This is a genomic window from Nonomuraea antri, assembly GCF_013283785.1.
GTDB classification, from domain to species: domain Bacteria; phylum Actinomycetota; class Actinomycetes; order Streptosporangiales; family Streptosporangiaceae; genus Nonomuraea; species Nonomuraea antri.
The window spans coordinates 1-19350 of sequence record NZ_JABCPZ010000016.1 but is presented as its reverse complement, the minus strand read 5'-3'; the positions used below and the strand labels follow the sequence as shown (position 1 = coordinate 19350).

At 72.8% G+C, this 19350-nt stretch carries 22 protein-coding genes; 7 read left to right on the top strand and 15 right to left on the bottom strand.

The features are described from left to right. Position 1 precedes the first annotated feature (1 nt). Positions 2-784, bottom strand: coding sequence for a phosphoglyceromutase (locus HII36_RS08105; protein WP_236003297.1), 783 nt, complete (start codon positions 782-784; stop codon positions 2-4). 2 nt (positions 785-786) lie between these two features. Next, complete coding sequence (locus HII36_RS08100) at positions 787-1779, bottom strand: cupin domain-containing protein (protein ID WP_173522450.1); 993 nt, start codon at positions 1777-1779, stop codon at positions 787-789. Between the two features lie 138 nt (positions 1780-1917). Here HII36_RS08100 and HII36_RS08095 point away from each other — a divergent pair, with 138 nt between their 5' ends. Further along, positions 1918-3183 carry an NAD(P)/FAD-dependent oxidoreductase gene (locus HII36_RS08095; protein ID WP_217369297.1) on the top strand — a complete coding sequence of 422 codons (1266 nt, stop codon included), beginning with the start codon at positions 1918-1920 and terminating at the stop codon, positions 3181-3183. Positions 3184-3196: 13 nt separating this feature from the next. On the opposite strand, the gene HII36_RS08090 is transcribed toward HII36_RS08095, so the two are convergent. Genes HII36_RS08090 through HII36_RS08070 form a run of 5 tightly spaced genes read right to left on the bottom strand, consistent with a single transcriptional unit; the run spans position 3197 to position 7757 of the window. Further along, complete coding sequence (locus HII36_RS08090) at positions 3197-3931, bottom strand: class II aldolase/adducin family protein (RefSeq protein ID WP_173522449.1); 735 nt, start codon at positions 3929-3931, stop codon at positions 3197-3199. Beyond that, on the bottom strand, positions 3931-4917 hold the full coding sequence (locus tag HII36_RS08085) for a substrate-binding domain-containing protein (RefSeq protein ID WP_173522448.1): 987 nt from the start codon (positions 4915-4917) through the stop codon (positions 3931-3933). The genes HII36_RS08090 and HII36_RS08085 overlap by 1 nt, the downstream gene beginning before the upstream one ends. A 1-nt stretch (position 4918) precedes the next feature. Next, positions 4919-5914 carry an amidohydrolase family protein gene (locus HII36_RS08080; protein WP_173522447.1) on the bottom strand — a complete coding sequence of 332 codons (996 nt, stop codon included), beginning with the start codon at positions 5912-5914 and terminating at the stop codon, positions 4919-4921. Beyond that, a complete protein-coding gene (locus HII36_RS08075; RefSeq protein WP_217369303.1) occupies positions 5911-6615 on the bottom strand; it encodes a 4-carboxy-4-hydroxy-2-oxoadipate aldolase/oxaloacetate decarboxylase in 705 nt (234 codons plus the stop codon). Before HII36_RS08075 ends, HII36_RS08080 begins: the two co-directional genes overlap by 4 nt. Further along, on the bottom strand, positions 6612-7757 hold the full coding sequence (locus HII36_RS08070) for a zinc-dependent alcohol dehydrogenase (RefSeq protein WP_173522446.1): 1146 nt from the start codon (positions 7755-7757) through the stop codon (positions 6612-6614). The genes HII36_RS08075 and HII36_RS08070 overlap by 4 nt, the downstream gene beginning before the upstream one ends. A gap of 46 nt (positions 7758-7803) precedes the next feature. On the opposite strand from HII36_RS08070, the gene HII36_RS08065 reads away from it, so the two are divergent. Together HII36_RS08065 and HII36_RS08060 are read left to right on the top strand one after the other, a co-directional pair. Beyond that, positions 7804-8736, top strand: a complete 933-nt coding sequence (locus HII36_RS08065) for an ABC transporter substrate-binding protein (protein WP_173522445.1) — start codon at positions 7804-7806, stop codon at positions 8734-8736. A gap of 3 nt (positions 8737-8739) precedes the next feature. After that, positions 8740-9204: an RpiB/LacA/LacB family sugar-phosphate isomerase gene (locus HII36_RS08060; protein WP_173522444.1), complete on the top strand. Its 465-nt coding sequence runs from the start codon at positions 8740-8742 to the stop codon at positions 9202-9204. On the opposite strand, the gene HII36_RS08055 is transcribed toward HII36_RS08060, so the two are convergent. The 5 genes from HII36_RS08055 to HII36_RS08035 form a co-directional block, all read right to left on the bottom strand. Then, positions 9198-10046 carry an alpha/beta fold hydrolase gene (locus HII36_RS08055; protein WP_173522443.1) on the bottom strand — a complete coding sequence of 283 codons (849 nt, stop codon included), beginning with the start codon at positions 10044-10046 and terminating at the stop codon, positions 9198-9200. The two genes, HII36_RS08060 and HII36_RS08055, sit on opposite strands and share 7 nt — an antisense overlap. A gap of 8 nt (positions 10047-10054) precedes the next feature. Continuing rightward, positions 10055-10885, bottom strand: coding sequence for a 3-methyl-2-oxobutanoate hydroxymethyltransferase (locus HII36_RS08050; protein WP_173522442.1), 831 nt, complete (start codon positions 10883-10885; stop codon positions 10055-10057). Continuing rightward, the gene (locus HII36_RS08045; RefSeq protein ID WP_173522441.1) at positions 10882-11361 is read right to left on the bottom strand and encodes a 3-methyl-2-oxobutanoate hydroxymethyltransferase; all 480 of its coding nucleotides are present in this window, start codon (positions 11359-11361) and stop codon (positions 10882-10884) included. Before HII36_RS08045 ends, HII36_RS08050 begins: the two co-directional genes overlap by 4 nt. 23 nt (positions 11362-11384) lie before the next feature. Further along, entirely contained in the window at positions 11385-12668 is a 1284-nt protein-coding gene (locus HII36_RS08040; protein WP_173522440.1) for an aromatic ring-hydroxylating dioxygenase subunit alpha, read from the bottom strand. A 69-nt stretch (positions 12669-12737) separates the two neighbouring features. Further along, a complete protein-coding gene (locus HII36_RS08035) occupies positions 12738-13061 on the bottom strand; it encodes a 2Fe-2S iron-sulfur cluster-binding protein (RefSeq protein WP_173522439.1) in 324 nt (107 codons plus the stop codon). A 164-nt stretch (positions 13062-13225) separates the two neighbouring features. Here HII36_RS08035 and HII36_RS08030 point away from each other — a divergent pair, with 164 nt between their 5' ends. Continuing rightward, entirely contained in the window at positions 13226-13993 is a 768-nt protein-coding gene (locus HII36_RS08030) for a FadR/GntR family transcriptional regulator (protein WP_173522438.1), read from the top strand. 28 nt (positions 13994-14021) lie between these two features. Here the strand turns inward: HII36_RS08030 and HII36_RS08025 are convergent, their stop codons facing one another. After that, positions 14022-14669, bottom strand: coding sequence for a response regulator transcription factor (locus tag HII36_RS08025; protein ID WP_173522437.1), 648 nt, complete (start codon positions 14667-14669; stop codon positions 14022-14024). Continuing rightward, entirely contained in the window at positions 14663-15850 is a 1188-nt protein-coding gene (locus tag HII36_RS56395) for a sensor histidine kinase (protein ID WP_217369296.1), read from the bottom strand. The genes HII36_RS08025 and HII36_RS56395 overlap by 7 nt, the downstream gene beginning before the upstream one ends. A 119-nt stretch (positions 15851-15969) precedes the next feature. On the opposite strand from HII36_RS56395, the gene HII36_RS08015 reads away from it, so the two are divergent. Genes HII36_RS08015 through HII36_RS08005 form a run of 3 tightly spaced genes read left to right on the top strand, consistent with a single transcriptional unit; the run spans position 15970 to position 18304 of the window. Next, on the top strand, positions 15970-16665 hold the full coding sequence (locus HII36_RS08015; RefSeq protein ID WP_173522436.1) for a DUF998 domain-containing protein: 696 nt from the start codon (positions 15970-15972) through the stop codon (positions 16663-16665). Next, positions 16662-17567: an ABC transporter ATP-binding protein gene (locus HII36_RS08010; RefSeq protein ID WP_173522435.1), complete on the top strand. Its 906-nt coding sequence runs from the start codon at positions 16662-16664 to the stop codon at positions 17565-17567. Before HII36_RS08015 ends, HII36_RS08010 begins: the two co-directional genes overlap by 4 nt. Then, positions 17564-18304, top strand: coding sequence for an ABC transporter permease (locus HII36_RS08005; RefSeq protein WP_173522434.1), 741 nt, complete (start codon positions 17564-17566; stop codon positions 18302-18304). Before HII36_RS08010 ends, HII36_RS08005 begins: the two co-directional genes overlap by 4 nt. 27 nt (positions 18305-18331) lie before the next feature. On the opposite strand, the gene HII36_RS08000 is transcribed toward HII36_RS08005, so the two are convergent. Then, positions 18332-19350: alpha/beta hydrolase family protein (locus tag HII36_RS08000; protein ID WP_173522433.1), on the bottom strand; the 1019-nt coding region annotated here is incomplete at its 5' end.

The following is a 19350-nucleotide window of genomic DNA, read 5'->3' as shown; positions in this document are numbered from 1 at the left end:
CTCAGCGCCCCTGGCCGGCCACCGCCAGGGCGCCCGCCGCGGCCGCCGCCGGGTCGAGGTAGCGGCCGCCGCGCTGGAGCGGACGCAGATCCTCGTCGAGGTCGTAGCGCAGCGGGATGCCGGTCGGGATGTTCAGGCCCATGACCTCCTCGCGGTCGAGGCGGTCGAGGTGCGCGACGAGCGCCCGCAGCGAGTTGCTGTGCGCCACGACCAGTACCGTGTGCCCGGCGCGCAGGTCGGGCACGATGCCGTCGTACCAGTGGGGCAGCAGGCGGGCGGCGACGTCGGCCAGCGACTCGGCCCGGGGCAGCAGGTCGCGGGGCAGATCGGCGTAGCGCGGGTCGTCACGCACGTGCCAGGCGTCGTCCGGGTCGGGCGGCGGCGGCACGTCGTAGGAGCGGCGCCAGAGCCGGAAGCGCTCCTCGCCGTACTCGCGGAGGATCTCCCTCTTGTCCTTGCCCTGCAGCGCGCCGTAGTGCCGCTCGTTGAGCCGCCAGTTCCTGCGGACCTGCGCCCAGGCCCGGCCTGCCGCGGCCAGCGCGAGATCCCCGGTGCGCACCGCGCGGGTGAGCAGGGAGGTGTGCGCCACGGTCGGCGGCAGCCCGGCCCGGCGCAGCAGCCGCCCGGCCCGCCGCGCCTGCTCCGCGCCGGACGGCGTCAGGTCGACGTCGACCCAGCCGGTGAACAGGTTCCCGGCGTTCCACTCGCTCTCGCCGTGCCGCAGCAGGACCAACGGGGAGACGCCCCGCTCCGGGTGCCGGAACGGGGCGTCCTTCAGCCGCAGGGTCACTCCGCCGAGGCCGGCTCGAAGTAGTGGACGGTGTCGTAACCGAGGTGCTTGAAGACGCGGTTCTGCGCGTTGAACAGCCGCAGCGGGGTGCCGTCCGCGGCGAAGATCTGGCAGACGTGGTTCTGCGGGACGTAGAGCGTGTCGCCCCGCCTGATCTCGTAGCGCTTGGGCTCCAGGGCGATCCGCGCGTAGTACTTCTCCGCGATCTCGGCCTCGACCTCCCACTGCAGCGCGTAGCCGTCGCCGTCGAGCACGTAGTAGACCTCGTCGGCCATCTTCCAGTACTTGCCGCTGTGGCCGCCGGCGGGGATGTCGAGCTCGAAGGCGTCCACGCTGAAGATGCGGCCGTCGGTGCGCTCGGCCGAGGACATGACGCGCACCCGCCCGAGCGGGGTCCGCTCCCAGGTCGTGTCGGCGGGAGAGATCACCTTCTTGCGGTCGAGCACGCCCGGCGTCCAGATGCGCGACCAGTCCTCGCGCGGGCCGAAACGCTCCTCCTCCTCGACCGGCCCGGACCGGCCCTGCTGGATCAGCCCCATGAACATCCACGTGCACTTGGCCTTCACCACCAGCGCGACGGCGCGCTCCTGGTAGGGGTTGAAGTGCCGGTGCACGGAGTCGGTGTGCACGAAGACCAGGTCGTCCTTGGCCCAGTCGTAGCGCTGGTCGTCGTGGATCTCGTAGCCGCGGCCCTCCAGGATGTAGAAGGCGGCCTCGTTCTGATGGCCGTGGCCGTGGTTCGACGACTCCGGCGGCAACTCCACGAAGTGCACCTGGATCGTCTGGGTGAGGAAGTCCTCGTCACCGGGGCCGATGCGCCACCAGGTCTTGCTCTTCGCGCTGTCACCGGAGTGCGCGACCTTCGCGTCGTCCACGACGACGCTGTCGTCGCGGACGCGCTCGACCGCCAGCTGGCGGCGGCGGAACTCCCCGAGGCCGTAGGTCTGCGAGATCAGGCCGCGTACGAACACTCGTCCGCTCTTGCCCATGGGTCCTCCTAGCATCGGCCCTACACAATTAGGCTTAATGGTATTACCTTCCTACCGAAGCCCGCAACGACCGTCAAGGTTGAACGGAGGCTCGCGCCCGACTAAGGTATAAATGTTAGACCTTTCAAGGGAGGTGCGGTGAACTCCAGCGACCGCGTGGGCACGCTGATCGTGGGTGCCAGCCAGGCCGGGCTGCAGGTGGCGACGAGCCTTCGGGAGCTGGGCGCGACCGAGCCGATCACCCTGATCGGCGGCGAGGCGCGCCCGCCCTACCAGCGACCGCCGCTGTCCAAACGGTTCCTCCAGGGCGATCTCGCCGAGGACCGGCTCGCGCTGCGCGGCGCGGACTTCTACGCGAGCAACGGGATCGAGCTGATCTGCGGCGAATGGATCGAGACCATCCGTCTCACCGACCCCGTCACGGGCGCGGGTGAGGCCGTGACGCGCGGCGGCCGGCGGCTCGCCTTCACCAGGCTCGCCCTGACCGTCGGCGGCACCCCCAGGCGCATGCGCGTGCCAGGACACGGCCTGAGCGGCATCCACTACCTGCGCGACGTCGACGACGCGCTCGCGCTGCGCCGCGACCTGGCGGGCGCCGGGCGCGTCGTGGTCGTCGGCGGCGGATTCGTCGGCCTGGAGGCCGCCGCCGCCGCGCGGGCCGCCGGCAAGGACGTCGTCGTGGTCGAGGCCGCCGACCGGCTGATGGCGCGCGCGGTCGCGCCCGCCGTCTCCGGCTTCTACGCCGACGCCCACCGCCGCCGGGGCACCGAGGTGCGCACCGGCACGACGGTGACCGCGTTCACGGGCGACGAGCGCGTACGCGGCGTGCGGCTGAGCGACGGCACCCTGCTGCCCGCGGACGTGGTGGTCGTGGGCATCGGCCTGGAACCGCGCACCGAGCTGGCCGGGCAACTGGGGCTGCGGGTCGAGCACGGCATCGTCGTCGACGCCGCCGCGCGCACCAGCAACCCGGCGATCGTGGCCGCAGGCGACTGCACCGTCCTGCCCCATCCGCTGACCCGGCAGGGCCGGGTGCGGATCGAGTCGGTGCAGAACGCCGTGGCGCAGGCGCAGGTCGCCGCCGCCTCGCTGCTCGGGCTCACCCAGGAGACGCGGGCCGTGCCGTGGTTCTGGTCGGATCAGGCCGACCTGAAACTGCAGATCGCCGGCCTGTCCGCGGGCTACGACGACTGCGTCGTGCGCGGCGACCCGGCCACCGAGCGGTTCTCGGTGTTCTACTACAAGACCGGCCGGCTGATCGCCTCCGACTCCGTCAACGCGCCCCGCGACTACATGCTGGTGCGCAAGGTGCTCGGCGACGGAGGCACGCTGCCGCCCGACCGCGTCGGTGACGAGTCGATCTCGCTGAAGAACCTGGTGAACCCGCCGACGGCGGTCGCCTGAGCGCGGTCGCGAATCAGCCGGCGTCGGCGAGCCCCCGCAGCTCCAGCAGCGCCACGTGGTGGCGCCACAGCGCCTGCTCGTTGAACGCCGCGCCCAGATCGGGCAGATGCGCGCGATCCTGCTCCGAGACCTCGGCCGGCGCGGCGCCCAGCCGGGCCAGCTCGACGCTGATCCGCAGCAGCTCGTCGAGCGCGAGCAGCCGGCTCAGCGCCTGCGGCACGTCCTGCCCGGCCGTCACGACCCCGTGGCCGCGCAGCAGGACGACCGCGGATCCGCCGAGCACGCGGGCCAGCCGCGCGCCCGCGGCGGCGGTGCGCACCAGACCGGCGTGCGGGTAGACGGGCACGCCGCCGTCGGCCAGCAGGAACGCCGGGATGTCGTAGGCGCCGAAGACCGGGCGGAGCGGCACCCGCGCGAGCCCGCCGAGCAGCGCCGAGCGCGGGTGGGCGTGCAGCACGGACACCAGGTCCGGGCGGGCGCGCAGGATCTCGGCATGGATCGGATACTCGTGGGGCAGCCGGTAGCCGTCGCCGACGTCACCCTCGTCGTCGAGCGAGACGAGCCGGACGTCGGCCACGGTGGTGAACAGCAGCCCGCGCTCACGCGGGCCGCGGCAGCGGACCAGGACCCGGTCCCGGCCGACGCGCAGGCTGATGTGCCCGAGCAGTGGCGTGGTCAGCCCGGCCGCCGCCACGATGCGGCAGCCGAGCGCGACCGTCCTGCGCAACTCGTCGAGTTCGCCGGCCATCAGATGACGAACGCCTCCAGGCTCTCCGGGGCGAAGATCGCCTCCGGCTCGCGGAGCACGCGCGACAGACCTTGCTCGTGGTGGTAACGCAGGAACGTGGCCAGCACGTGCCGGTTCGCCGCCACGCCGTAGGACCAGTAGTCGGCGCCGAGCAGGTCACGGGCCTGCTCGATCTCCTGGATCAGCCACGGGGTCATGAAACGCAGCGCGGAGGAGTCGTAGATCCGGCCGTAGGCGTCGTCGCGCGCGGCCGTGAACGCCTTGCACAGCGACTGCGCCACCCAGCGGTACCGCTCGTAGACGTCGCGGCGGACGACCACCACATGCATGATCGGGAAGATGCCCGTCGCGGCGAAGTAGGCGCGCTCCGCCACGGCGACGTCGGGGAACAGCCGCCTGACCCGGGGATCCCCCTGCTGGAAGGGGCTGGGCACGCGCGGGGTGTAGAGCGCGTCGATCTCGCCGGTCGCCAGCAGGTCGGACAGAGTTCGGCCGGGCGGCGCCGTCTCCATCCTGAACGGCGTCTCGACCCGGCCCTTCTCCACGCGCCCCGGCGACTCCTGGCCGCCGGAGACGTAGGTGACCGAGTCGAGCGGCACGCCGTGGTGCTCGGCCAGGATGCCGCGGATCCACACGCCCGCGGTGAGCTGGAACTCCGGGTTGCCGACGCGCTTGCCGCGCAGGTCGGACGGCTGCTCGATGCCGGCTCCGGCGTTGAGGTAGATGCCGCCGTGCCGGAACATCCGCGAGGTGAAGACGGGCAGCGCCACGAACGGCGGCGTCTCCGCGTCGAGCGTGGCGACGTACGTCGACAGCGACATCTCCGCCACGTCGAACTCGCGGTGCTGCAACATGCGGAAGAAGGTCTCCTCGACCGGGAGCCGCAGGTAGGTCAGGTCGATGCCGTCGGGGCGGATGCTGCCGTCCTCGAGCGCGCGGGTGCGGTCGTAGTCGCCGCAGGCGAGGGTCAATCCGAGTCTGCCCATGTCAGGCCCCTGTTGTGAGTCGGGTCGCGAGCCGGGGGTAGACCCGCAGCGCGTTCGCCTCCAGGACGGCCGTCCGGTCGGCGGGGGACAGGCCCGCGGCCTCGACGTACCTCAGCGTGTCGTCCCAGGCGATGCCGGTGTCGGGGTCCGCGCCGCGCACCGCGCCGAGCATCTCCGAGGCGAACAGCACGTTCGCGGCCGGGACGACGCGCGTCAGCAGGTCGATGCCGGCCTGGTGGTAGACCGCGGTGTCGAAGAAGACGTTGCCGAGCAGCCCGGCCGGATCCGGCCAGCCGTTGCGCGTCGCCAGCCCCCGGTAGCGGCCCCAGTGGTAGGGGACCGCGCCCCCGCCGTGCGGGATGACCAGGCGCAGGCCGGGGAAGCGCCGGAACAGGTCGCTCTGCAGCAGCTGGACGAAGACGCTGGTGTCGGCGTTGAGGTAGTGCGCGCCGAGGGTGTGGAAGTTCGGGTTGCACGCGGTCGAGACGTGCACCATGGCCGGGACGTCCAGCTCCTGGAGCGCCTCGTACAGCGGGAACCACGACTCGTCGGTGAGCGGCAGCCCCGCCCAGGTGCCCGACGGGTCGGGGTTGAGGTTGCAGCCGACGAAGCCCAGCTCACCGACCGTCCGGCGCAGCTCGGCGAGCACGCCGCCGAGGTCGCCGCCGGGCGTCTGCGGCAGCTGCGCGACCGGGGCGAAGTGGCGCGGGTACAGCTCGCAGAGCCGGTGGACCAGGTCGTTGGACGCGCGGGCCCACGCGTCGGCCACGGCGGCGCCGGGCACGTGGTGCTCCATGGCCGAGGCCTTGGGGGAGAACAGCATCACGTCGCCGCCGCGCTCGCGCAGGACGCGTAGCTGGTTGCCCTCGACGCTCTCCCGCAACTCGTCGTCGGAGACGGGGGCCATGGCGGCGGCGCCGCCGGCGAGCTGGGCGTCGCGGAAGGCCTGGAGCGCGGGCGGGGCGGTGGTGTAGTGGCCGTGGACGTCGATGATCATCCGTGCTCCCTCCGGTAGGTCTCGTGGTCGAGGTAGCGCAGGCCCTTGCGTTCGAGCCGCTCGCGCATGGCGTTCACGTCCAGCCCCAGCTCGCCGTCGGCGTAGCGCAGGCGGGAGAGCGCCTCCTTCTCCTCGCGCGCCTCGGCGGCCGCGAGCACGGCCGCCGCCTCGGCCCTGCGGACGACCACCACGCCGTCGTCGTCGGCGACGATCACGTCGCCCGGCTCGACCAGCCGCCCGGCGCAGACGATCGGCACGTTCACCGCGCCGAGGGTCTCCTTGACCGTGCCCTCGGCCGAGACGCATCTCGACCAGGCGGGGAAGCGCATCGCCTCGAGCTCGGCGACGTCGCGCACGCCGGCGTCGACCACGATGCCGCGCACCCCGCGCGCCTGCAGCGAGGTCGCCAGCAGGTCGCCGAAGTAGCCGGCGTCCGACGGCGAGGTCGGCGACACCACGACGACGTCGCCCGGCCGGCACTGCTCGACGGCGACGTGGATCATCCAGTTGTCGCCAGGCGGCACGCTGACCGTGACCGCCGTGCCGGTGACGTGCGCGCCCCGGTAGACCGGGGAGATGGACGGCGCCAGCAGCCCGGTGCGGCCCTGCGCCTCGTGGACGGTGGCGACGCCGTATCTGCCGAGGCCGTCGCGCAGGCCGGCCGGGGTGCGCGGCGGATCGGTGACGACGATGCCGTTCACCGGGCCACCGCCCCACCGGCCTGGCCGATCAGCTCGGGCATGAGCGAGATGTGGATGGCGTCCTCCTCGGTCTCGCCCGCCAGCACGCGGATGGCGTGGTCGACCTGGTCGATGCCGTAGCGGTGGGTGGCCAGCCGCTCCAGCGGGAAGCGGCCGGAGGCGAGCTGGTCGAGGGCGAGCTCGCAGGACTTGAACGAGTGACCGCGGGCGCTCTTGACGGTGATCGCCTTCTCGGTCAGCTTCTTGATCGGGAAGTCCGGGAAGGCGGCCAGCTCGCCCTGGACGAGCAGCGTGCCCTCCCTGCGCACCAGCGCGTCGATGCCGAGCAGCACGGGCGCGGTCCCGGCGCGCGAGGTGCAGTCGAGCACGAAGTCCACCCCGCGGCCGCCGGTGAGGTCCATGACCTGCTCCAGCGGGTCCTGCGTCAGGACGTCGACGACGTCGTCGGCGCCGAGTTCGCGGGCCAGGTCGAGCCTGGCCCGGTCGCGGGTGGTGCCGCTGACGATGATCCGCGCGGCGCCGGCCTGCTTGCAGGCCACCACCTGGGAGAGGCCCTGCTGGCCGGGGCCCTGGATCAGCACGGTGTGGCCGTAGCCGACGCCGGCCGCGCGCAGCGCCCACTCGATGCCGTTCGACAGGGGGGTGACCAGGCCGGCGAGCTCGGCGGTGACGGTGTCGGGCACGCGGTGGAGCACGGCGTTCCACGGCAGGTACATGTACTCGCTGAAGCCGCCCCACAGGGTGCCGGGGTTCTCCGCCGAGGTGTAGCCGTAGCGGCGGGCGTCGGGGTTGGTGCGCCAGTCGGTGGCCGCGCAGTGGCGGTACTCGCCGATGCGGCACCACTCGCAGGTGAAGCAGCCGACATAGTGCTCGACGAAGACCCGGTCGCCCTCGCTCAGGCCGTGCCGGGCCTTGAAGCGGGCGCCGGCCTGGGCGATCACGCCGACGTTCTCATGGCCCATGATCACCTGGCCGTGGATCGCGCTCGGCGGGCTGCCGTACATCTTCACGTCGGTGCCGCAGATGCCGGCGACCTCCACCCGCAGCAGCGCCGAATCCGCGTCGATCGCCGGGAAGGGGAACTCCTGCATCTCGGTCGTGCCTGGCGCGACGCGCACCGCCGCGCGCACTGTGTCGCTCATGTCGCTCCTTATGGCCAAATGGTCATGCCATTAGTACCATAGGCCAATGCGTTGCGTAACTCTCACCCGAGCCCAGGGCAACAACCGGGCCGTCATCGACGGGAGCGTGGCTCCCGAGGGCTTCCCGCTCGAGTTCGCCCAGGAGGCGGTCCTCGTCCAGGGGTTCCGCAAGATGGTCCGCGACCTGGCCTACGACGTCAGTGAGATGGCGCTGACCACCTACCTGTGCGCCCGCGAGCACGGCGTGCGCTTCAACGCGCTGCCGATCTTCCTGGTCCGCGGCTTCCACCACGGCGCGATCCTGGTGCGCGGCGACGGCTCGATCACCGAGGCCGGGCAGCTGAGCGGCCGGCGGGTCGGCGTCAACCGCGGCTACACGGTCACCACGGGCGTCTGGGGCCGGGCGATCCTGGGCACCGAGGGCGGGCTCGACCTCGACTCGGTCACGTGGGTGCGCTCCGGTGACGAGCACGTCGCCGGCTACCGGCCGCCCGCCAACGTCGTCTCGGCCCCCGCCGGCCGCACGCTGGTCGACCTGCTGAAGGCGGGTGAGCTCGACGCGGTGATCGGCGTCGACACCGACGACCCGGACCTCGCGCCGCTCATCGCCGACCCCGTCGAGGCCGGCTTCGCCGCCCTGCGCTCGCGCGGCCTGTACCCGATCAACCATCTCGTGGTCGTCAAGGACGACGTCCTGGCCGAGCGGCCGGGGATCGCCGCCGCCGTCTTCGAGGCGTTCGCCGAGTCCAAGCGGCGCTACGTCGAACGGCTCAGGTCAGGGGAGGTGGCCGACGCCACCGACCGGATGTACGCCCGCGTGCTGGCCGAGACCGGCGCGGACCCCCTGCCGTACGGGCTGGAGCCCAACCGGGCCGTCCTGGAGGAGCTCATGGGTCATGCCGTGCGGCAGCGCATCCTCGCCGCGCCGGCCAGGATCGAGGACCTGTTCGCGCCCGCCACCCTGAAGCTGGCGGGCTGAGCCGTGCGCGTCGTGATCGCCGGCGACCACCACGGTGTCGCGCTCAAGAGCCGGCTGACCGGCTGGCTGACGGCACGCGGCCACCTGGTCGACGACCTCGGCACCCACACGGCCGACCTCGCCGACTACCCGCCGCTGTGCGCCGCGGTGGGCCGGCGGGTGGCCGCGGGGGAGGCCGACCTCGGCGTCGTCATCGGCGGCAGCGGCCAGGGCGAGGTGATCGCCTGCAACAAGGTGCGCGGCGTGCGCGCCGGGCTGGCCTACAGCCGCTTCGCGGTCGAGATCTCCCGTGGCAACAACGACGCCAACGTGATGGTGCTGGGCACCAAGGTCCTCGGCGACGACGAGGCCGAGGACCTGCTCGCGTTGTGGCTCGCCACGCCGTTCAAGGGCGGTGTGCACGCGGCCCGGGTGGCGCAGATCGGCGCGCTCGAAGACGCCGGTCGGCTCGGGTCCGCCGGTCAGTGAGAGCGGAGGAACTCCAGGATGCGGGCCGGAGCCGTCCGCGCGGTCTGCTCGGCCACCGGGACGTCCCAGTACTCGTGGACGGGCAGGCACTCCTGGAGATAGCGCGCGGCCGACGGCGCGTGCGAGGCGTCCTGGCCGGGCACGATCAGCGCCGGCACGTCGAGCGTCATCAGCTCCTCGGCCCCCGGGCCTGGGACGGTGTCGCGGTCGAAGAGCCCGCCCACGCTGCCCGTCACGACCAGCTCGTAGCGGGCCGGGTCGAGCGCGGCGTAGGACGCGGCGAACGCCTCGTCGGTACGCAGCGGAGCCGCCCACGGGCCGACCCGCGGGTCCTTGCCGAAGCCGTCCGTCGTGGCGCGGGCCAGCTCGGCGACCGCGCCCAGCCCCCGCTCGGCGACGAACGCCAGATGCCGCGCGAAGCGCCGGTGCTGGGCCATCCGGTAGCGGGGCCCGCCGGCGGGGGAGAAGAGCACCATGCTCCGCACCCGGTCCGGGGCCGCGACGGCGAGCGCGGCGGCCGTCGAGCAGCCCACGCAGCCCCCCATCGTGTGGGCGGAGTCGATGCCGAGGTGGTCGAGCAGCGCGAGCGCCTGGCCGGCGTACTTGTCCCAGGTCAGCCGCTCGACCCGGCCGCCCGACGCGGCGGCCTCGCGCCGGTCGAAGATCACGCAGGTGTAGTGCGGCGCGAACGCCTCGACGAAGCCCAGGTCACGGTAGCGGCCGAAGCCGGTCCAGTTCTCCAGCCCGGAGTCGAAGCCGCCCGGGCTGAACATCAGCAGCGCCGGGCCCTGTCCCACCGTCTCGTAGCGGGTGCGGATGCCGTCGAGGTCGGCGAAGGGCATGGAGCCTCCTAGATCGTGATGCCGCCGCGGATCTGCCGCCCGGCGCGGATGTCGGCCGCGCACCGGCTGAGCGCGTCGTAGGCGAGGCGGGCGACGTTGAGGTAGGTGTCGGGCTCGTGGTCGAGGTTGTCGGCGGAGTAGCCGAGCGCGGCGGTGGTCATCCTGATCCGGCCGTCGAGCCACGGCCCGCCGCCGAAGCCGCCCAGCACGGGGATCGACACCGCCTCGACCACGGCCGGCCCCACGACGGGACCGGAGTTGGTGAAGTTGAGCGCGATGGCGCCGGCCGACTCCAGCCGCCTGGCCTCGCCGACCAGCTCGTCCAGCAGCTCGTCGGGAACGCGCGCGGACGCGGCCGCCGAGTACTCGACGCCGTGCTTGAGCGCGGTCTGCGGGGTGATCCCGAACTGCGCGAAGACGGGGATGCCGGCCCGGGTCACCGCCTCCACGGCCTCGGGGAAGCTCGCCGCGCCGTCGAGCTTGACCAGGTCGGCGCCGGCCTCCTTGACCAGCCGGACGGCGGCGCGGACGGCCGCGGCCGGGCCCTCCTGCAGCGGGCCGAACGGGAAGTCGCAGCTCAGCAGCGCGCGGCTGACCCCGCGCCGCACCGCCTTCGCCACGACCAGCATCTCCTCCATGGTGATCCGCAGCGGATGCGGCTGGCCCCAGAGGTTCACCCCGACGGTGTCGCCCACCGAGACGATCTCGACGCCCACCCGGTCGGCGATGCGCGCCATCTGGTAGTCCCAGGCGACGAGGCAGACGCTCTTGTCCCCGGCGGCCTTCATCGCCCGCAGCGACGGGACGGTCACCTTGCCGGACGCGGTCGCGGCGCTCATGCGCGGGTCGCCCTGAGCAGCTCGAAGAGGTCGTCCTCCTCGGCGGGGACCAGCAGCATGCGGGCGTGGGGCCGCAGCGCGAACAGCGCCTCGCTGGTCAGCCGCCCCGGTGTGACGGCCAGGCCCGCCGTCATGATGCCGCGCACCTTGCAGGCCGCGCCGATGGTCGCGGCCGCCTCGGCGTTCTCTCCGCTGGTCGAGACGAGCATGAGGGTGTTGCTGTCCGCCAGTTCCCCGGCCAGCGGCACGCTCTCGCCGGACAGGGTGACGAGGTGGTGCCCGGGATCGGCGGCGAGGTAGAACTTCGCCTGCGCCCACCGCATCCGCGCCGCCCGGCGCACGATCTGCTCGGCCGCGGCGTCCAGCGCCACCACCCGGGTGTTCCTGGCGGCCGAGAGGGGATAGTCGATCCTGAAGGCCGCCTCCTCGGCGGTCGCCGCGCGGGCGCAGCTGCTGACCAGGCGCGATGGTGTCATCGGAGTGCTCCTCTGATGGGATGTCAGACGGTGGTCTGCGGGACGCCGGGCCTGGCGACCATGGCCTCGCCGATGCCGTCGACGAACGACTGGTCGGCCGGCAGCACGATGGCGACCGAGCGCACCCGCTGATCCCGCGCGCGGTTGCCGACCGGCTCCGCGCCCTCCTGCTTGAGCGCCAGCGCCGCCTTGCGCAGCTTCTGACGTGCCTTGATGATGCCGGCGTCGGTGGCGACCAGGCGTTCCTTGGTGCGGTCGACGATCGGGCCCATCGACTCCTGCAGCGAGGCGTCCTGGAGGGCGATGCCCTTGATCCCGGAGTAGGTCTCGCCGCGGCGCTGGGCCTCGCGGTCCATCAGGTAGTCGTTGTCCTTGTTGGCGAGCGGGCGGTAGTTCTCGTCGTTCGCGCTGTGCACGCCCATGCCGGCCCGCATGGCCGTGACCTCGTCCTCGGTGAGCGGGCGGGTCGGGTGGTAGTCGAAGCTCCAGGCCCAGCAGTTCTCGTCGTCGATCGGCACCCAGAAGTGGCCGTGCATCGGGTGGTCTCCGCGCGGTGGCACCATCGTGAAGTTGGGCAGCACCCACGGCGTCACCCGCCAGTAGTAGTGGCCCTCCTCGGCGTTGCGCCTGGCGCCGATCAGCAGGCCGCCCTCGTAGTCGACGACCTCGAAGAACGGCTTGAGGTCGCCCCTGTTGTACGCGTTGCCCCGCGACCCCTTGAACAGCGGGTCGCTGTCGAGGCTGCCGGAGTGCAGGAAGGTGACGTGGCTGGAGTCGATGCCGCCTTCGAGCGCCTGCAGCCAGTTGCACTCCTGCAGCCGCTTGGAGGTGTACGTCTGGGTCTCAGGAACGGTGGCGAACTCCCACTCGGGCAGCGGCGGCCGCTTGTCGGGGTCGCCGAGGTAGGCCCACAGCACGTCGCCGCGCTTGACCAGGGGGTAGGACTTCAGCTTCACGTTGGCGCAGAAGTTGCTGGTCTCGGGCTCGCTGGGCACCTCGATGGCCTGGCCGGTGTAGTCGTACTTCCAGCCGTGGTACGGGCAGCGCAGGCCGCCTTCCTCGTTGCGGCCGAACCAGAGCGAGACGCCGCGGTGGGCGCAGAACTCGTCCATCAGGCCGTAGCGGCCCTCGGAGTCGCGGAAGGCGATCAGCCGTTCGGAGAGGACCTTGACGCGGACCGGCGGGCCGTCGTTCGCCGGGAGCTCCTCCGCCAGCAACACCGGCTGCCAGTAGCGGCGGAACAGGTCGCCCATCGGGGTGCCGGGTCCGGTCTGGGTCAGCAGCTCGTTGATCTCGGGGCGTAGCATCCTATGGTCCTTTCACTATAAGGAATAACTATCAGACCATTCTTGGCCGAGCAATGGGCGAGTGGAGGCTCACGCCTGGCTGGGCGGCACCTCGACGACGAGGCCGTCGAGGTCCTCGGTGACCTCGATCTGGCAGCCGAGCCTGCTGGTGGCCCGCCGGTCCTCGACGCCGAGGTCGAGCAGGTCGTCCTCGAGGTCGCCCGGGCCTCCCGCGCGTTCGGCGAAGTCGGCGCGCACCCAGACGTGGCAGGTGGCGCAGGAGTTGTTGCCCCCGCACTCGCCGATGATCCCGGGCACTCCGTTGCGCACCGCGGCGGACATCACCGTGTCACCGGCCGCGGCCTCGACGACGTGCTCGTCGCCCTGGGTGCTGACATAGACGACCTTCGGCACGTACGACTCCTTCCGGGATAATGGCCTAACCAATATACCTAGATGCGTATCGGGTAGGTCAACAGCCCGGGAGCCAACCAGTGGACTGTTCTAGAGATTGGTTAGACCATTTCTTGATACGATGCAGCCGGGGGACCGACCGAGATCGTGAAGGGGGCGCCGGCATGGCCAGTGCGTCAGTGAGGCCGTCGGACGACACACCGGGCAAGAGAAGCACCGCAGACCTGTTCAGCCCGGTCAGCGTCGATCGCATCTCCGAGGTCATCGTGGAGCAGATGCGGCTCCTGATCAGGGAGGGCAAGCTCGTCCCCGGTGACCGGCTGCCCAGCGAGCGCAACCTGTGCGAGCAGTTCGGGGTCAGCCGGGTGACCGTCCGCGAGGCGCTTCGCGTCCTGGAGGCCAGCGGCCTGGTGGAGATCCGCGTCGGGGCGCGGGGCGGCGCCTTCGTCACCCGCCCGTCGAGCGAACGCGTCGGCAAAGGGCTCGCGGAGCTGCTGACCCTGGCCCCGATGACCGCACTCGACGTCACCGAGGCCCGGATGGTCGTCGAGCTCGGCATCCTGCCCCTGGTGGTGGAGCGCGCCACCGAGGCGGACATCGCGGAGTTGCGCGTCCTGGTCGACCAGGGTCTCAGCGCGCTGGAGGACGGCACCTACACGATGGCCATGTCGGCCGCCTTCCACGTGCGGGTCGCCTCGTCGGCGCACAACCCGGCGATGGAGATGCTGGTGCACACCTTCCACGGCCCGCTGCTCATGTCGTTGCAGCGGGCTCAGGTCTCCGCGCCGCTGATGGGCCTTCGCGGCGCCCACGAGCACTTCGAGCTGGTCGAGGCGATCGAGCAGCGCGACGTCGAGCGGGCCCGCGCCGTCATGACCCGCCACCTGCAGCGCACCGCCGACCGCCTGGCCAACCCGGAGGCCGAGGAGTGAGCGCGCGCCGCTCGACGCACACGGCCGGCTAACGGCCCAGGCCGGCCTCGTAGGCGAGCAGGCCGACCTGAGTGCGGTTGGTGCACTGCGTCTTGGCCAGGATGCGGGAGATGTGGCCTTTGACGGTGGTCTCGCTCAGGAACAGCGCGGCGGCGATCTCCGCGTTCGACATGCCACGGGACACGCACACCAGCACCTCCCGCTCCCGCTCGGTCAGCTCCTCCAGGAGGGCCAGCCGGTGATCACGGGCGGCGCGCCGGCCGTCGGCGGTGGCGAGCAGCCGCCTGGTGGCGGTGCGCGACATCACGGTGTGGCCCTCGGCGGCGACCCGGACCAGGCCGATCAAGTCCTGGGGCGGGGTGGACTTGAGCAGGAAACCCGAGGCGCCCGCGTGCAGTGCGCGCAGCACGTACTGGTCGGCGTCGAACGTGGTCAGCACGACCACATGCGGCGGCCCGGCCAGCGCCGCGATCATGCCGATGGCCGTGATCCCGTCGACGCGCGGCATCCGCAGATCCATCAGCACGAGGTCCGGCCGGTGCCGGACGACCTCCTCGACGCCCGCCGCCCCGTCGTAGGCCTCGCCGACCACCTCGACGTCGCCGGCCGAGCCGAGGATCGTGCGCAGGTGCGTGCACACCATCGGCTCGTCGTCGACCACGACGACCCTCACCATCGCGTGCCCCGGGGCAGGGTCACGCGCAGCTCGAAGCCGCCGTCGCCGTACGGGCCGGCCAGCAGCGTGCCGTCGACCAGCTCGACCCGCTGCCGCAGGCCCAGCAGCCCGGTCCCGGCCGCAGGACCGGCACCGGTCAGTGCCGGCCCGGCACCGGTCAGTGCCGGCCCGGCACCGGCCGGGCCGACGCCGATCAGCGCCGGGTCGGGGGCACGCGTGGGCGCGGTGTTGCGCACGAGCAGCAGCACGCCGTCGCGCTCGTAGCGCACCTCGACGCGGGCCGACGCGCCCGGCGCGTGCTTGCGCACGTTGGTCAGCGCCTCCTGGACGACCCGATGGGCGGTACGCCCCACGACGGGCGAGATCGGCGACCGGTCCCCGTGCTCGACGAGCTCGACCCGGACGCCCACGGACTCCGACTCGGCGACCAGCGTGACGAGGTCGGGCAGCTCCTGCTCGCGCATCCCGTCGCCGTCGGGGTCGTGCAGGATCCCGACGAGGTCGCGCAGCTCCCGCAACGCCTGGCAGCCGGTCACCCGCAGCGTCTCGGCGGCCTCCCTGGCCTGGGCGTCGGCGGAGGACACCTGTAACGCCCCCGCCTGGAGGACCATCAGGCTGACCCGATGGGTGACCACGTCGTGGATCTCGGCCGCCAGCCGCACCCGTTCCTCGCCGCGGACCTGCTCGGCCACCAGGTGCCGCTCGCGCTCGGCGCGTTCGGCCCGTTCGCGCAGCGAGGCGATCAGTTGCCGGCGCGCGGCCACGTACAGGCCGAGCAACGCGCCGGCCAGGGTGACCAGCGAGCTGCGCAGGCCGACCTCGCCCGGCGGGAGCACGGGCGTGGGCAGCACGACGAGCGCGACCACCGGGATCGCCGCCAGGCGGCGATCGGCCGGGAAGAGCATCGCCGCGTAGGCGGCGAACGGCGCCGCGGGCAGCCACCAGAGCACGGCCGGGTCGCTCGGGACGCCGCCGGGCAGGAGGGCGAGCGCCACGGCGGCGCCGCACACCAGCCAGGCGACGGCCACCGGCGCCCGCCTGCGGAGCGCCGGCGCGAGCGCGGCGGCGATCAGCACGACGGTCGTGGCCGGCCCGTGCCCCAGCTGTTCCCCCGCCAGGATCAGGCAGAACACCACGATCGCCGCGTCGACGACCGTGTCGCGGATCAGCCGGGCACGCACAACCCTCACCCTAGGCGGCGGCCCGCCGGCGCGGACCCTACGAAAGTAGGGTCTTGGGGCGCGGAGAACCCCACCATCGCAGCTCCCGCCGCACCTTCACCCCACGGTCGAATCGGGGCATGTCCTACCGAACGACACGGGCCCTGCTGATCTGCGGGGCCGTCGCACCGCTCGCCTCGCTGCTGGTCTTCCACCTCGACATGGCGTTCCGCGCCGGGTACGACCCGCTGCGCCACGCGCCGAGCTCGATGATGACCGGTGACCGCGGCTGGCTGCAGATCGCCAACTTCGTGATCACCGGGACGCTGATGATCGCCTGCGCCGCCGGGATCCGGCGCGCGCTGCCCGCCGGGCGCGCCGCTCGATGGGGTCCCCGGCTGGTGGCCGTGTACGGCGCGGCCATGATCGCCACCGGGGTGTTCGTCACCGATCCGCAGCTGGGCTACCCGCCGGGGACCCCGTCGGACCTCCTGCCCGGCGTGAACGCCCAGGTGAGCTGGCATGGGCAGCTGCACTGGATGACGGCGTTCGTCATCTACGCCGCCACCACCCTGGCCTGCTTCACCTTCGCCCGGCGCTTCGCCGCCGAGCCCGGCGGGCGCGCCTGGGCGGCCTGCCTCGCCGCCACCGGCGTCCTGGCCCCGTCGATCATGTACGGCGGCAGCCTCGTCCTCCAGCCGCTGGCCGTCTCCGGCGAATGGTACGCCGCCCTCGACGGGATCGCGGGCCGGATGGTCATCCCGCTCGGCTGGGTCTGGGCCGCGCTGGTGCCGCTCCGCCTGCTCAGGACCCGGTCCGGGGAGGCACGGTCATGATCGAGGTCTCCTCGCTCACCAAGACCTACGGCACGGGACGCGCCGTCGACCAGCTCACGTTCACCGTCGAACCCGGCGTCGTCACCGGGTTCCTCGGACCCAACGGCGCGGGCAAATCCACCACGCTGCGCCTGGTCATGGGGCTGGACCGGCCGACACACGGGACGGCGACCGTGGCCGGACGCCGCTACGCCGACCTGGCCCACCCGCTGCGCACCGTCGGCGCCCTGCTCGACGCGCGCGCCGTGCACCCGCGCAGGACGGCCCGCGACCACCTGCACTGCCTGGCGGCGAGCGGCGGCATCCCCGACCGCCGCGTCGACGAGGTGCTCGGCCTCGCCGGGCTCGAACAGGCGGCGCACCGCCGGGCGGGGACGTTCTCGCTCGGCATGAGCCAGCGTCTGGGGATCGCGGCGGCGCTCCTGGGCGACCCCGAAGTGCTGATCTTCGACGAACCGGTGAACGGCCTGGACCCGGAAGGCATCAGGTGGATCCGCGGACTCGTGCGCGACCTGGCCGCGGAAGGGCGCACGGTCCTCGTCTCCAGCCATCTGATGAGCGAGATGGCGCTGACCGCGGACCACCTGATCGTGATCGGGCGCGGCCGGCTCCTGGCAGACACGGGGCTGGCGGAGCTCACCGGCGCGCAGTCGGTGCTGGTGCGGGCCACCCGATCGGCCGAGCTGGCCCGTCTCCTCTCGGGCGAGGGCGCCTCGATCCGGTGGTCCGGGCCGGCGCTGACCGTCACCGGCATGGACAGCGCCGCCGTCGGCGCGCTCGCCGCCGCCCGCGGGCTGGCGCTGACCGAGCTGACGCCGCAGCGGGCCACCCTGGAGCAGGCGTACCTGGATCTGACCGCCGGCAGCGCCGAGTTCGGCGGGGCACGCGGAGCGGACCGGTGAAGGCGGCGCTGCGGGGCGAATGGCGCAAGCTGCGCACGCTCCGGTCCACCTCCGCCTGCCTGGCCGCCCTGGCGCTCCTGAGCGTCGGTTTCGCGGCGCTGTTCAGCGGCGGCGCGAGCGAGATCCATCGCGAGCGGCCCGCCGACTTCGACCCCACCGCGCTCAGCCTCCAGGGCGGGATGATGTTCGGCCAGCTCGTCGTCGGCCTCCTCGGGGTGCTGTCGATCACCTCCGAGTACGCCACCGGCACCATCCACGCGAGCCTGACCGCGGTGCCCGGGCGCGGCCGGCTGTTCGCCGCCAAGGCCGTCGTCGTCGGCCTGGTCGCCGCCGTCGCCGGGCTGACGGCGGCGCTCGGCTCGTTCCTCGTCGGCCAGGCCGCGCTCGCCGCGAACGGGGTGCCGCACGCGGGCCTCGGCGATCCTGAGGTGGCCCGGGCCGTGCTCGGGGGCGGGCTCTACCTCGCGCTGATCGGGCCGCTCGGCCTGGCGCTGGGGTTCCTGACCCGGTCCACCGCCGCCGGCGTCACCCTGCTGACGTCGATGACCGTCCTCGTCCTGGCCGTGCTGCAACTGCTGCCGCCGCAGGTCGCCGGCCTCTGGCCGACCGTCGCCGGCACGCAGGTCGTCGCGACGCTGCCGCACTCCTCGCCCTGGCCCGGCTTCCTGCTGTACGCCGCCTTCGTCGCCGCGCTCACCGGGGCGGCTCTGGTGACGTTCCGCCGCAAGGACGCGTGAGCCCGGCCGAAGGCACGGCGGAGCCGTTCAGCATCCGGGGCAGAACCTCGCCTCGGGGTAGCGGGCGGACGGCCGGTCCAGGAGGGGCTGCGGCTCGTCCTTCAGGTGCTGGTCGAGGAAGGCCGCCACGTAGGCGCGGGTGAGCTCGGCGGCGCGCGCCGCGGGCAGCACCCCGGGCAGGGGCGCGATGCCGAGGGCGCCGGACAGCAACGGGCTGTCGGTGAAGGACTGGTGTTCGGCGCCCGACAGCACGATCCAGCGTTTCCATCCGGTGAGCAGCTTCCAGTCGCGGTCCCAGGTGGGGGCGGGGCCGCCGGAGACGTGCTGCGCCGAGCCCAGGAACATGAACGGCCGGGAGAAGCCGCGCTTGGGGATCCGGGCGTAGGCGGTGCCGTCCATGTCGATTCCGGCCCGCACGCGGGAGTCTTCGAGCATGGCCGCCATGGCGCTGGACCCGCCGATCGACTGCCCGACCATGGCGATGCGGGAACGGTCGATCCGGTCGGAGCCGTCCCACCGGGAGGGCAGCCGGTCGAGCACGAACGAGACGTCGGCGGCCCGGCCCCGCACCAGGCCGGCCCCGAAGCCGGGGTCGGTATTGCTGTCGCAGGCCAGGCATTCGGCCACCCGCCCGCCGGGGAAGGTGGTGGCGTAGTTCTCGTAGGTGTGGTCGATTCCGGCCACCACGTACCCGCGGCTGGCCAGGTCCTCGGCCAGGGAGGTGAGGGTGCTCATCGGCTTGGTGAAGCCGGGGGAGAGCACCACCAGCGGCAGCGACCGGCCCGCGGGTTCGGCGTCCTTGACGGCGTTCGTCCGGATCTTGCTCAGCGTGTCGTCCGGCGCGCCCGCGATCCCGGTGCCCTTGATGAGGAGCTCCGACTCCTTGGGCGTCATGTACGGCGCCCGCTCGCCGTCGCGTCGCCCGGTCGGGTACCACAGGGTGACCTTGAGCTCCCGGGCCTCGGCGTCGAGGTTCCAGGGGTCGGGACGGGAGGCGTCCGTGAGATGGAAGGCGGTGGTGCCGACCGGGTGCGGACCGGTGGGGG